Source organism: Methylomicrobium agile (genome assembly GCF_000733855.1).
GTDB classification, from domain to species: Bacteria; Pseudomonadota; Gammaproteobacteria; order Methylococcales; family Methylomonadaceae; genus Methylomicrobium; species Methylomicrobium agile.
In genome coordinates this window covers 3,214,206-3,227,688 of the sequence record NZ_JPOJ01000001.1, presented here as the reverse complement: position 1 = coordinate 3,227,688, position 13,483 = coordinate 3,214,206, and the positions used below count along the sequence as shown (strand labels likewise).

The window sequence follows — 13,483 nt, the reverse complement described above, 5'->3', positions numbered from 1 at the left end:
GAGCAATGAAAGAGAAAACCACCAAGCACTATTCACCAGAAATTCAAGAGCGGGCGATTCGCATGGTGCGCGAGCATCAGGGCGAATACACTTCAGAATGGGCTGCAATTCAGTCGATCGCCGGCAAGCTCGGTTGTACGGCGGAAACGCTTCGCCGCTGGATCAGGCAGTCACAAAAAGCCAGCGGTGATACACAGGAGCCGGCCGGCAGTGAATCGGAACGCATCAAAGCATTGGAACGGGAAGTCCGTGAATTGCGGCAGGCCAACGAGATTCTACGCAAGGCGTCGGCTTATTTTGCCCAGGCGGAGCTCGACCGCCCATTCAAACGATGAAAGCCTTTATTGATGAACATCGCAATGTTTACGGGGTCGAGCCGATCTGCAAAGTCTTGCCGATTGCCCCGTCGACCTATTACCTTCATGCGGCACGTCGGGCCAAGCCTGAGCTGCGCTCTGCCCGCAGCCAGCGCGATGAAGCGCTGAGCCTTCAGATTCGTCGGGTCTGGGAAGAAAACTTCCAAACCTACGGCGCGCGTAAAGTGTGGCGTCAGTTGCAGCGCGAAGGCTTCTCGTTGGCTCGATGCACGGTCGAGCGCCTCATGCGACAACTGGGGCTCAAAGGCATTATGCGGGGTAAAACTGTCAAAACCACCATTAGCAACTCCAACGCAGTTTGTCCGCTGGATCGCGTTAACCGCCAATTCAATGCCGAGCGTCCGAATGCGCTATGGGTCGCCGATTTTACCTATGTCAAAACCTGGCAAGGCTTTGTGTATGTCGCTTTCGTGGTCGATGTCTTTGCCCGCTACATCGTCGGCTGGAAAGTCTCCGCTTCTGCACAGACCGATTTTGTCCTGGATGCCTTGGAACAGGCTTTGTCTGATCGTCGGCCAGCAAGGGATGGCGGTCTGATTCATCACAGTGACCGCGGCGTGCAGTACGTGTCGATCCGTTATACTGAGCGTTTGGCAGAAGCCGGTGTTGAGGCGTCGGTCGGCAGTGTAGGAGACTCTTATGACAATGCCCTGGCCGAGACTATCAATGGCTTATATAAAGCCGAGGTCATTCATCGGCAATCCTGGAAAAACCGCGAAGCCGTCGAACTGGCCACTTTGACTTGGGTCAATTGGTTTAACCATCAACGACTGCTAGGACCGATTGGTAATATGCCTCCCGCTGAAGCCGAGGCAAGGTATTATCAACAACTTTATGAGTCTGCTATCGCGGCATGACTCACAACAATCAGCCTCCGACAAACCCGGGGCGGTTCAAGTCGCGTCGGCGACAAGGCCGTACATTTGCTGAGTGCGTATGCGGCCAAAGCGCGCTGGGTGTTGGCGCAACAGGCGGTCGGCGAGAAAACCAACGAGATTACGGCGATTCCCGATCTGTTATCGATGCTGGACATGACCGGTGCGCTGGTCTCGATTGACGCGATGGGCTGTCAGAAGCGCATCGCCCAAACGATTATTGATGCCCAAGCTGATTACCTACTGGCACTGAAGGACAATCACAAGGATTTGTGCGGCGACGTCAGGCTTTGGCTCGATACCGAAGCGACGGCCGGACACCTGCCTATGCATGAAACCGTGGATAAAGACCATGGGCGCATTGAAATTCGCCGCTGCCATTTAAGCGCACAGATCGACTGGCTCGAACAGAAGTCGGAATGGAAAGGCTTAGCCGCTGTCGGCCGGGTGGAATCGACACGCATTATCGGCGATAAAACGTCCGTCGAAACCCGGTATTATCTGTGTTCATTCATCGATCTGGAACGGTTTGCCGAGAGTGTACGCCAGCATTGGGCCATTGAAAACCAGCAGCATTGGGTATTAGATGTGCAGTTCAGGGAAGACGACAACCGGGCCCGAAAAGATCATTCGCCGGAAAACTTGGCGTTAATCCGGCGCGCGGCGTTGAATCTGTTGAATAACAACGGACCCAGTAAAGACAGCCTACGCCGACGAAAGCTACGGGCTTGTTTGAGCGACCGTTACCGTGCCGAACTGATCTTCGGAAAAAAACGGACATAGCGCGATTGCCCTGCGACTTATGGGACGCGCCGCCTTAAAGTGGTGTTGTTTCAGCGGAAGCAAACCGTCAGCCGGCGCCGGATCGGCCGCTTGATGCGCCAGGCGGACTTAACGTGTAAAACGAAACGGAAATTCAAAGCGACCACGCATTCCCAGCATGATCTACCGGTAGCGGACAATGTATTGGACCGTCAATTCAAGGTCATGCAGCCCAACCGGGTTTATGCCGGCGACATCACCTCTATCGCCACGCAGGAAGGCTGGCTGTACCTGGCGGTGGTCATTGATTTATGCTCTCGGCAGGTGTTCGGTTGGTCGATGGCCGAACATAGGCGCACTCAGCGGGTCAACGACGCGCTATTGATGGCTCTCTGGAAGCGCAAAGCCGGATAAAGGTCTGTTGTGGCACAGCGATCGCGGCAGCCCGTATGCGTCGGAAAGCCATCGGGCGCTGTTAAAACAGCATGGCATCCGCCAGAGCATGAGCCGTAAAGGCAACTGTTGGGATAATAGTGTTTCGGAAAGCTTCTTCCATACCTTGAAAACCGAACGGGCGCATCAGCAGACCTATCAAACCCGAGCTGAGGCTAAACAGGCGATATTTGAGTATATTGAGGTCTTTTACAATCGCGAGCGGCTCCATTCCGCCAACGGTTATATGTCGCCCGTAGATTACGAACTGCAGCTAAAAACTGCTTAACTTTGTGTCCGGTAAGGTGTTGACACATCAGAACCGTACTTTGATTCGCTAAAACTTGGATGTTGAAAGTGTTCCCCACGAGCGCGGGGATGAACCGTTCCATCGTGCATTGGATATGCGGCTGTCAATGGCCAATAATTTTGAGCCAGTTTCGGCCATTAAAATTGAGCCACTTTACCAGGATTAAGATGGCTGATTCAGTTTTGTTTTGAGTCGGTAACTTTCTCCTCCGAGCATAAAAATGTGGGAGTGATGGATAATGCGGTCGACGATCGGCACGGCGACGTTATCATCGTGGAAGAATTCGCTCCACTGGGTGAAGTCCTTGTTGGTGGTCAGGATGATCGACCGGTATTCATACAGCGCATGGATGAGCTGAAACAGGTTATGCCGACCTTGCTTGTTCATCGGTAGATACCCCAGTTCATCGATGATCAGCACATCGAACTTGAGCAACTGGTTGATCTTCTTTTGTAAATATCCCCCGGCAAAGCCGGGGGCTTTATGTTGTGAACCGCTCAAAGCGGTAAGAGGGGTCGCTAACGCGGCCCCAGTTTAATAGCCGCCTAAAGGCGGCCTTCAGTTCTTCAGCTCCAAAGACTCAACTGTTCAATTCTCTGGTCTTCTTGTTCTTGATGCCTTATGTACTCTCGAATCATCGTTTCATCTCGACCTACCGTCGAAACAAAGTAACCACGCGCCCAAAAGTGCTGGCCTACAAAATTGCGCTTCTTCTCTCCGTAAACCCGCGCGAGATGGATGGCACTCTTGCCTTTGATGAAACCGATCACTTGCGACACTGCGTACTTCGGCGGGATCGCAATCAGCATGTGCACGTGATCCGGCATCAAATGCCCTTCAAGGATCCGACTTTCTTTCTGGCTCGCCAGTCTTTTAAAGACTTCTCCCAAGTGCTGGCGCAGCTCCTTATACAACGTTCGTCGCCGACATTTCGGGATAAATACAATGTGATATTTGCACTCCCACCGGGAGTGACTTAAGCTTTCGTTCTCGTCCATCAGGTTCTCCTCTATCGTGTGCTTGGCGGTTCACGGTAGTCAGTTTCCTGATGGACTCCTCTTATTGTCAAACTTTTGCTGTCTCCCCGGCAGAGCCGGGGGATTTCCCATTATTGTTAATTCGCCTTTGAGTTCGGCCACTTCCAGGGTTTCCATCAGGCTGAGGGCGGTGTGGAAGCAGACTTTGTAGCCGGCGTCGATGGCTTTCAGACCGATGCCGATGGCCAGATGGGTCTTGCCGACGCCGGGCGGTCCGATAAAGACGACGTTGTCGCGGTTGTCGATAAAGCCGAAGTCGAGCAGGCTGTTGACCTCGCGTTTGCTGATCGTGGTCTAGAACCGGTAATCGAACTCTTCCAGGCTTTTGTGCAGCGGAAAGCCGGCGCGTTTACGGTTTTGCTCGATGCGCTTGCCGTTGCGTTGTTGCTTTTCGTGCAGGACCAGGCTTTCGGCAAAATGCAGATAGGAGCTTTCATGGGCTTCGGCTTGGTTCAACAGTTGTTCCAGAGCGTCGGCAATACCGGCCAGGCAGAGACTGCGGTACTTCTGGGCGACGCTGTTAATGGACGCTATGGCTCACTCCCTGGCCAGTGGGGTGGCCATGCAGGGCGGCATAACGGGCCAGGACGGCCGAGCCGGACTGGTCGCCGGCTTTACCTCGGCCGGTGTGATGCGTTCAGGGTGTTGCTGGTAGGCGGCCAGCCGTTCCTTAAGGCCGGTGGCGGTTAGGCGCGGCGTGTCGAGGAGCCGTTGCCAGAGCGCTTCCGGCAAGGCACCGTGGCAGCGTAGGTGCTCGGCCAGCACCTGTTTGGCGCCCGCCAGCTGGTCTTTGTAGATTTTCGGCGAAGAGGCTTTCAGCACCGTGCAGAGCGCCAACGCCCGATCGGGGTGACCCAACAACTGTTGCAGTTCCTGTTCCAGCGCTTCGACGCGCAGGTCCCTGTCGCGGTAATGATGGGTGTTCTTGAGGATCTGCCCTTTGTCCAGACACACGCCATGTTCGGCGATCACTTCGCCGCTGCTCAAGTCGCTGATGCGGAGCTGGCCGTCTTGTTCGCAAACGCCAACCCGCGCATTTTGATACGCCATCGGCACCGAGTATTTATTCGATTGCCAGGCGATCAGGCCGGTCTTGTCGGCTTTACGCGTCACCACGACGGCCGCTGCGGCATCGAGACAGGACGGGGGCAGATACGGCAACATCCTGGCTTTTTCCTCACGCGCATACAAGGCACGCGGAGACTGGCCAGTGCTGCCGTGGCGGCGTTGATTGGCGGTGCGGTCCAGCCAGTCGGCCACATACTGCTCCAGATCACGCCAATCGACGAAGGTCTCGCCGTACAGCCCGTTGTGTTTAACGTATTTGACCCCGGCTTCAACCTTGCCTTTGCTTTCCGGATCATAACCTTCACAGGTCCGGATATGAAACCCGGCGGCCGTCGCATACTGATGGAAACGCTGATTCAAGGTTAACTCCCGGAAAACCTCATTGATCACCACCCGCTTGGTCTGATCGTACACGCATTCCTGCGGCATGCCGCCAAAATAGCGGAAGGCCGCATCGTGCTGGTGAATCAACATGCCGGTATCGGTCGGGCGCTGGGATACCGATACATGCAGCAAGCGCGAATAGGACAGCACGAATACCGTGAAATACACCGTGGTTTCTCTACCGCCGATCATCACCCCGCGCAGCTCGCCGCCGTCGACCTGGCACTGCTCGCCCGGGATCATATCCAGCACCGGTTCGTAATAGCGGGACTGTTTGAAGCTGATCTCCTGCTTCAACGCCTGGATATAGCGCCGTACCGACCGGTCGGACACCGCCATATCATCGACTTTGGCCTTCAACTTACGCAGCACTTTCACGGCCGACAGGCCCGGATAGGTTTGCAGCTGTTGAATGATGTAGTCGCGGTGATCGTCCAGTTTCTTGACGCGGTCCGTGTCGGACAACAGGGTCGTAATCGCCGGTTCCGGTAGCTTCAAATACTTGCTGACGGTGTTGCGGGAAATCCCCAATGCTTTGGCAATCTGCCGCTCCGATAAGCCATTGCCATGGTTGTATAACGCTTTGATCTGATGGATCACGATCCACTCCTTCATGCCGGTCCCTGAACAAAAATCAGGGACTGTGGCAAATACTTTGAGAAAAATAAAGTCTGAAAAAGTGGCTCAAAATTGTTGGCCAATTTGGCTCAGTTTAATTGGCCATTAACAGCGGCCATGGCGGTGTTCCCCACGAGCGTGGGGGTGAACCGCTCAGTGGCTTTTATTCATCTAAATTACTGTAGTAACCTTTGGTGCTAGCTAAATGGTAGGTGGGCCATGGAGAAGGTCTAAAGAGTGTTAAGTGTTTGACCATAACCAGGCATCGCTTTGGCCAAGCGAACTGGTGACCATTGGTCTGTTGTTCGCTCTCAAAGGTGTCGGCAGTCGTGCCTTCTACCGCTGGCTGACACGCAATTGCACGGCTTGCTTTCCCACCCTGCCCGAGCGTACCCGCTTGTTTCGCCGCCTGAAGACGCATTGGCAGTGGGCTCAGCTGTTTCTTGCCCAACCCCGTCTGCTCGGCGTCATCGACAGCTACGGCATCGAACTGATCCACCCGATACGCCGGGGCCGCAACCCCAAGGGTTGGGGGGAACCGGGTATTTTCAACCACCGCTGGATCGTGGGCGGCAAGTTATGCCTGGCCCTCAACCATTTGGGCCAAATCATCGGCTGGGCCTGGGCGATCGCCAATGCTCACGATACGTGGTTCCATCCGATCGTTGAGGTCTTTAAGGACCGTTGCGTGATGTTGGCTGATACCAGTTTCCATGCGGCAAAAGGCGATCCGCCCAATCTCAAGATCTGTCCCCGAGTCCAGTGGAATGGCAGAATGCTAGTGGAAACCGTTTACTCGATGCTCACCGTCGTTTCCCATACAAAAAAAATGCGCCATCAAACGGCCGACTATTTTCAGGCCCATCTCGCCATGGCGGTAGCGGCTTTCAACCTCTTGATCGCTTGGGACGGCTTGCCTGCGCTGAACGATGGGTTCGTTCCTCTATCCATCGCGGGGTTCAATCTTTAAATAAAAACCAGCACCAAAGGTTAATAGACAACTGTTACAGTGTCCAGCGCCACCTGTTCAACGGCGTCATTGCCAGGTTTATTGGTATTCTTATGCCTACTATGGCGCATTTGAACCCAGAATTTCAGGCTGACGTCAATGCGTAACTTCTATGTAATATTTTAATTTCCTGCAGCAAACTAATGAAATTGAAATAATTACCCTATGCCAGCAAAAAAATATCGCGTAAAACTGACTGAAACCGAACGAAGGTAGTGCGGGGCAATTCGTCTTTCCCACAAACGCCATGGCATCACCTGCTCCATTTCCTGTAGAAATCGTTGACGCCGCGTTTGCTTCGGCTTCTTCACAAACAGCGTAGCGCTCAGGCCAAGTTGCTTTATGCGGGTATCCTCTCGAAAATGGCGGTAAGGATATCTTATCGCAGAGGTTGGACTTATTCAGAGTTTCCTTTAGCCATCCCGACACCGTGTCTCGATCGACCGCAAAGGTATCCGCTAACTGGATTAAACGGTAGCGCTTACCACTCAAAAGCACCGCATACGCCCGCTACCAAAAACGCGGCCACGAGACATAACGAGAAGCCTCCAACAGCGGGCGCTGCTCCGCTTCGCTTAATCGATTCACATACTTCATTGATCGCTCTACAACCTGCCATCACATACCCTGATTTTACCCGGTTTTTTATGCATACCTACTTAGAGAACAAATGACTTGATATTTTAATTTAATTTTAATATAAAGAACGATTAATAAATTTTTTACGTCTAAAAATAGCACTCAATTAATGTAATCTTAATTTTTTACTGATATATTAAAAATTGAATGATATATGGCGTTTGTTTTAAATTGATGACCTTGTAATTAAGCCTTTGTCTATCTGTATAACCAGTCTTAGGATTTACTTCTATTAATTTAATATTTTTTTATAAATCCAACAAATAAGCTAGGCCGGTTTGCATTCCGAATGCTTTCTTCCCTTTCGGTGCCCTCTGCAAAAACCAATACAAAAGCTTGGTTTATTAATCAATCTATTATATCCGAAGGTATAAAAGCCAAAAAACCGGAATGGTCGAATAACTATACATTCCAGACTCTATGCGAATTTTTCAAAAACTTCACTTGGAGAGTTACCATGCCCAGACCTCCTAAAAATTCCGCACGGGGCGGCTCCGGAAAACGTACCGCCGAAATTCCGAAATCCTCTTTCGAGCACATACCCGATCCCGATCTGGAAAACCGTCTGATTGACGAGATTGCGGATGTTCTAGTCAAACTGCTCGAAAGACATTGTTCGCTTACCGGGGAACAACGGAAATTTCTGAGCGAGGGTTATCCGGAGTCTGCCCGGCTACTTCGAGACGTTCATCCCAAATCGCACGGCTGCGTAGAAGCAGTCTTCCAAATTGATCCTGAGCTGCCGAAGGAATATCGGATTGGTTTGTTCGACAAGCCCGGAAAACGCTATGAATCCATCATCCGGTTTTCCAGTACGGTCGCCCTGGTAAGTCCGGATATCGACAAAACCGGAAAGCATGGATGCCGCGGCATGGCGATCAAAGTGTTCGATGTCGAGGGAAACGTATTGAGCAAAGATCAAGGAGAGAACAACCAGGATTTTTTGATGATCGATCAGCCGAATTTCACGTTTGCGAATATCGAGGATTATCATCGGCTGCATCGGATTCCAGGCACGCACAATGACAGGCCGGCAGTTTTTTTTGCCCCATGCTGTCTCCGGGATCCGAGGCTGGACGATATCGAGAAAAAAGCAGTCATGAAATATATGGAGGAGGAAAAGATCGAGTCCGACGACATTCAGTCCATCCTGTCAACCTTCAAAATCGTGCAGTCGATCCAAACCACGCCGATAGCCAATCCGTTAGGCGTTTCTTATTTCAGTGCCGCGCCGTTTCTTTTCGGGCCCGACCGCGTGATGAAGTTTTCCGCCCGTCCTCGTATCGAAATACCGCCGACCAGAGTTCCCCACCCGTCCGCAGACAACTATCTCCGCAATTCGCTCATCGAGTCCCTGAAAGGAAACGAACCGCTCGTTTTCGATTTTCGCGTCCAAATCAGAAACGATGTATCTGAAGCCGATATTGAGAATGCCACAACGGTATGGGACGAAAAAAAATACCCGTTCGTCGAAGTGGCCAGGATTACGATCCCTTCTCCGCAGGAGATCGACAGTCCCGAAACGATCGCCCGTTGCGAACGATTGGCGTTTACTCCGTGGCACGCCCTGCCCGAATACCAGCCGATCGGCGGCATCAATCGGCTACGAAAAAGGATTGATGAGATTTCGGCGCAATACAGGCTGAACAAATAACTCAATAATTCCCTTTTGGGGTTCCCGCGCCCTGCCCGGGAACCCCATTTACAACCTCGGCGAGCAATCGCCGCCACTCTCCTTTATAGAATTTTCAAATATTCCAGCAACGCGGCCTTTTCCTCTTTCGACAGCTTCGTACCGAACTCATGGCCGCAGCGGCTGTTGCCGGATTTGGCGTTGGCACCTTCGCAATCGGTCGTTTTCAGCACGTAATCGAATTTGCTTTGCTCGACCGCCAGCCCGACTTTTTCGGGATCGTAGGCCGGACCGATTTTGAACTCGGCAGGGCGGTTTTCGACCGGTTCCAGCAGCGCCGCCAGCGTCGGCACCGAACCGTTGTGCAGGTAAGGCGCGGTTGCCCAGATGCCCTCCAGAACGCGCGATTCGTAGGCAATCGCAGGATTCGGATCGGTGAATTTATCCTTGCAGCGGTACCCGTCGGTTGGGGCCTTGGCAGCCGTCGGCATCGAATGATACATGCCTTTCAGCACCGCATTTTCCGGGGTGACCATGTCCGCCTGTTGTTTCCGCAGCTGATCGGTAATTTCCTTAAGTTTGCCGTTCTTGACGTCGCCGGCCAACCGCTCGACGAGTCCGAGCTTGGTTTGCGCCTTCAATTCCAGATCGAGCGCTTTCGGCGAGGCGGTATATTGCAGGAGCGTTCCCATACCGACCAAGCTCAAGACCTTGACCGCATTTTCGCCCTGTGCCTTCAGCGGCTGTTCGAGGAACGGAATCTTCGCTCCGGCCAGCACGCCGGTATCTACGGTCAACGCAAACAAGTCGAACTCTTTCGCGTCGGTGCCGACATAACACAGCGGCGTCGCCCAGGTTTTATTCAAGGCGCGCGGCACGCCATCGCGAATGCCGTGACAGGCCGCGCAGCCTCCGTTTTCGGTCTGGGTTTTGCTTTCGTAAATCCGCTTGCCCCGAGCGGCCAGTTTCGCATCGACCGCCCACTTGCCGGTTTTCCAGGGCCATTCCGGCGGGCCGATTTTCTTGACTAGGTTTTCGACCGACTTAAGCCCGTCGAAATTGGCCGAATTGTGCTGCAGATAATCGTAGCCGAGAATCCGCCAGGGCACCTTTTGCGGATAGAAATCCGCAAACACGCCAAGTACTTCGCCGTAATTGCGCGATAATCCCAGTAATGCATTACCGTTGTCCGCAAAGCCCGGCCACTGGGTCTTGTCCTGGATCGGGGCGTTCCAGACAAACGGATAGCGCACCGGCGTGTCGGCCAGCCGGATATTCGAGCGAATGATATGATCCGGTGCCGTGCCGATATCCAGCCCGGTCAGCCGGTTCAGGATCATCGCCACTGCATCGAGGCGCACAGGCCCCCAGGGCTTGTCCTTCGGCAATGCGATGCTCATGATCGTATGATAAGGCAGGTACCAGGTCTCGACGTTCTGCCGCAGCTTCGACTTTTGCTCGGCCGAGGGAACGCCGCCCAACACAGCGGCCGCGAAATCATCGAAGGATTTCTGATCGTCCAAGATCTGCCCGACCGCGCTGTCCAGATCGGCCGCGAAACTTTGAAAGTCGGCGATGGCCGGTCCGCCGTCGATCCGGTAGCCCTGGCCGTCCACCTCGATTTCCCGGGTATGGCAGGCGGAACAGGTCATCCCGACCGAACTGCCGTTGGTCGTAAAGCCAACCGGTAAGCCCTTGATCTTGCCGGCGGGATTCGGCAAATAACCGTAGCGGGACAGGCTGTCCTCCAAAAACGGCTTGCCGTTCAGCTGTTTCAGCGCCTGGAACCACTGTAGCGGCATGACTCTGGAGCCCTGATCCTGGGAATAATATTGCAGGCGCGCCGCCGCAGTCCACTGCTCGCCCTGCTCCGCATAAATCGGGCCGGGTGCGGCATTGGCCGGCTGTAGTCCGGGCAATAGGCAAGCCGCGGCCGTTAACGTAACGGAAGAAAGATATTTCAATCTGAATAGCTGGTGTCGCATTGTCATGGAATTTTCCCCCTGTCGATCAATAGGTTGTTATTGTTTTAGCGGACGAGAAAGCCGTTCCAAGGCGCTTCCTCAAGAAGTGTTGCCGGCCGAAACCGGTTCGTTGAAAACGCTCAGCATTATACGTCAGCTCGCGCTCGGGGTAGGAAATTTATCTAGTAAACGACATAAGGAAATTAAACCTTAAGGATGTGGCTAAAAATAACCTCCCGGCATGCCGCCCGATCATTCCTGTTTTCAGTCGTAGGGTACGTTGCGCGTACCCTGAGGGATTGAAAAGGTACGCACTCGGACTGCTCCATGCGTTGCCCTAACTCCCGCATCCCTGCAGTCGAGCGTACCCTGCAACGGTTTGTGCTCTTTGAGGGTATAACCCAAGCCGGGGATATGACGATAAGCGCTCGGCGGGGGAACGAGAGGGAGTAATGTCGACCAAATCCTAAGCATAAAGCGCGCGGTAGATCACAGTACAGTAACTGATCTCGTTCAAAGCCAATGCTTACCCAGAGTGGAACCGGAAGGGATTATTTTCGAGTGGATTCGGCAGCGTTCCAGCACTGAAACCATACCGGCGTGCCCGGCTCGGAAACAACGACAGCGCCAAGCGAGCGTTGCCGCCGGTCTCCGAACTTTGTAAATGAACAAATTACTTCAGGGTATTATTTCCTGTCGTCCGCGGTCATCAATCTCGCAGCCAGCGCATGATCGGAAAACCGCTCCAGCGCATGGCCGACTTCTCGGCAAACGCCGCCCTGCGCTTTATAATCCCGGCTGAAATCGTGGATGAAATCCATCACGGTATGATCGATCAGATAGCCGTCCGTGAAATCGAAAATGACGGTCTTGCCTTTTTCCAAACCTTCCACGGCGTGTTTCAGCGGCAGATAGTTCGAAAACAGGGCCGAACCCGACAATTTGACGACAATCGTATCGGTTCCTGTCTGCCGGATGGAGAAATGGATTTTGAACATGTTTTTCAGCCACACCCCGCGCACAAGGTGGATGACCAGTTTAGCGGCGATGCCGAGCGTGACGCCGATCAGCAAATCGGTCGCCAATACGCCGATCATCGTAATCAAGAACAAACCCAACTGCTCGGCGCCGATTGCCCAGACCTGGCTGAAAGTTTTGGGCGAAGCGAGCTTGAAGCCGGTGTAAACCAGCAGCGCCGCCAGCGACGCCAGCGGAATGTTATGGATCAGGTGCGGAAACAACACGACGAACGCCAACAGGATCAGGCCGTGGAAAAAATTGGCCCAGCCGGTCCTGGCGCCGTACTGGATATTGGACGAACTCCGCACGATCTCGGCGATCATCGGCAAACCGCCGATAAAACCGGCGACCGTATTGCCCAGGCCGACCGCCGCCAGATCGCGGTCGAGATCGGACTTGCGCTTGTAAGGATCGAGTTTGTCGACCGCAGTCGCGCTCAGCAGCGTTTCGAGGCTGCCGACCAGGCAAATGCTGAGCACCGCGCCCCAGAATTTCAGCGTCAGCGCCTTAGAATAGTCGGCAAGTTGGAAAAAGGACGACCATTCGTCCGGAATATCGACCAGAAACCGCGGCGCGATCGCATGCGCATGGCCGGCTTGCAGCTCCGAGTCCGACAGAAAGGGATGCCAATGCTCATGTTGCACCCCGAAAATCTGCCCCAGCCCCATCCCGGTCAGCAGCACGACCAACGGGGCGGGAACCGCTTTCAATTTCGGCTGTTTGAGCCGTGGCCAGAAAATCAATAGGGCCAGTCCGCTCAGGCCGATGAAGGCGATCACCGGATCGGGATTTAAGAGGCTGTGCGGAATCTGCGCGATTGTCGCAAAAATGCTTCCCTCCGCAGGGCCGGCGCCCAGCATCACATGGCTCTGTTTGGCGATGATGATGATCCCGAGCCCCGCCAGCATCCCGTGCACGACCGCAGGCGGAAAAAACGCACTGTACTGGCCGGCCTTGTACACGCCCATCAGCACCTGCAAAGCGCCGGCCAGCATGATCGCGGCCAGCGTATAGCGGTAGCCGGCCAAGGGATCGCCATCGCCCAGCGCTTGCGCCGCGCTGAGGATCACCACGATCAAGCCGGCCGCCGGGCCATTGATCGTCACATGGGAACCGTTCACCCGCGACACCAGGAGCCCGCCGACGATGGCGGTGATAATGCCCGCCGACGGCGGGAAGCCGGAGGCGATCGCAATGCCCAGGCACAACGGCAAGGCGATCAAAAACACAAAAAAACCGGCGAGCAGATCGCTGCGCCAGTTCGTCTTCAAGGCATCCAGGCCGGATGATGGCGGCATTCCAGATTGCAGGGTCATTAAATAAAGAACCTCGTTAAGGTGAAGTAGGATAGCCTT

The 13,483-nt window shown here is 54.0% G+C and carries 7 protein-coding genes, 4 pseudogenes and 1 other annotated feature; of the genes and pseudogenes, 5 read left to right on the top strand and 6 right to left on the bottom strand.

What is annotated here, in order from left to right:
• Positions 1-5: 5 nt before the first annotated feature.
• The 3 genes and pseudogenes from CC94_RS0115150 to CC94_RS25540 all read left to right on the top strand — a co-directional run.
• Positions 6-1,234, top strand: a protein-coding gene (locus tag CC94_RS0115150) for an IS3 family transposase (protein ID WP_157203448.1) whose coding sequence is annotated in 2 segments (ribosomal slippage) — positions 6-297 and positions 297-1,234 — 1,230 coding nt in all. Because the reading frame shifts where the segments join, the coding sequence is not laid out codon by codon here.
• Positions 290-406 (top strand) — a sequence feature (AL1L pseudoknot). Its footprint overlaps the gene before it by 117 nt.
• A 9-nt stretch (positions 1,235-1,243) precedes the next feature.
• Positions 1,244-2,035 (top strand): ISAs1 family transposase, encoded by a 792-nt coding sequence (locus CC94_RS0115145; protein ID WP_281174044.1) that lies wholly within the window; start codon positions 1,244-1,246, stop codon positions 2,033-2,035.
• 12 nt (positions 2,036-2,047) lie between these two features.
• A pseudogene (locus CC94_RS25540) lies at positions 2,048-2,735 on the top strand (IS3 family transposase); the annotation flags it as partial.
• 183 nt (positions 2,736-2,918) lie between these two features.
• Here CC94_RS25540 and CC94_RS0115135 read toward each other — a convergent pair.
• The 4 genes and pseudogenes from CC94_RS0115135 to istA all read right to left on the bottom strand — a co-directional run.
• Positions 2,919-3,218, bottom strand: a pseudogene (locus tag CC94_RS0115135) (ATP-binding protein); the annotation flags it as partial.
• A 104-nt stretch (positions 3,219-3,322) separates the two neighbouring features.
• On the bottom strand, positions 3,323-3,754 hold the full coding sequence (gene tnpA, locus CC94_RS0115130) for an IS200/IS605 family transposase (protein WP_031431457.1): 432 nt from the start codon (positions 3,752-3,754) through the stop codon (positions 3,323-3,325).
• 117 nt (positions 3,755-3,871) lie between these two features.
• Positions 3,872-4,327 (bottom strand): annotated as a pseudogene (locus CC94_RS21660) (ATP-binding protein); the annotation flags it as partial.
• Positions 4,314-5,845: pseudogene (gene istA, locus CC94_RS0115120) on the bottom strand (IS21 family transposase). The pseudogenes CC94_RS21660 and istA, both read right to left, overlap by 14 nt.
• A gap of 262 nt (positions 5,846-6,107) precedes the next feature.
• Between istA and CC94_RS0115115 the strand changes: the two are divergent.
• Both CC94_RS0115115 and CC94_RS0115110 read left to right on the top strand, forming a co-directional pair.
• Positions 6,108-6,833 carry a hypothetical protein gene (locus tag CC94_RS0115115; RefSeq protein ID WP_005371132.1) on the top strand — a complete coding sequence of 242 codons (726 nt, stop codon included), beginning with the start codon at positions 6,108-6,110 and terminating at the stop codon, positions 6,831-6,833.
• A gap of 1,135 nt (positions 6,834-7,968) precedes the next feature.
• Positions 7,969-9,165, top strand: coding sequence for a catalase family protein (locus tag CC94_RS0115110; RefSeq protein WP_005371130.1), 1,197 nt, complete (start codon positions 7,969-7,971; stop codon positions 9,163-9,165).
• An 83-nt stretch (positions 9,166-9,248) separates the two neighbouring features.
• Here the strand turns inward: CC94_RS0115110 and CC94_RS0115105 are convergent, their stop codons facing one another.
• Together CC94_RS0115105 and CC94_RS0115100 are read right to left on the bottom strand one after the other, a co-directional pair.
• The gene (locus CC94_RS0115105) at positions 9,249-11,135 is read right to left on the bottom strand and encodes a di-heme-cytochrome C peroxidase (protein ID WP_031431455.1); all 1,887 of its coding nucleotides are present in this window, start codon (positions 11,133-11,135) and stop codon (positions 9,249-9,251) included.
• Between the two features lie 659 nt (positions 11,136-11,794).
• On the bottom strand, positions 11,795-13,444 hold the full coding sequence (locus tag CC94_RS0115100; RefSeq protein ID WP_031431453.1) for a SulP family inorganic anion transporter: 1,650 nt from the start codon (positions 13,442-13,444) through the stop codon (positions 11,795-11,797).
• Positions 13,445-13,483: the final 39 nt, after the last annotated feature.

What these genes read in the sequence shown, in the direction of transcription:
- CC94_RS0115100 (WP_031431453.1), bottom strand. Translation starts at nt 13,444, where the DNA reads ATGACCCTGCAATCTGGAATGCCGCCATCATCCGGCCTGGATGCCTTG.
- tnpA (WP_031431457.1), bottom strand. Translation starts at nt 3,754, where the DNA reads ATGGACGAGAACGAAAGCTTAAGTCACTCCCGGTGGGAGTGCAAATAT.
- CC94_RS0115110 (WP_005371130.1), top strand. Translation starts at nt 7,969, where the DNA reads ATGCCCAGACCTCCTAAAAATTCCGCACGGGGCGGCTCCGGAAAACGT.
- CC94_RS0115105 (WP_031431455.1), bottom strand. Translation starts at nt 11,135, where the DNA reads ATGACAATGCGACACCAGCTATTCAGATTGAAATATCTTTCTTCCGTT.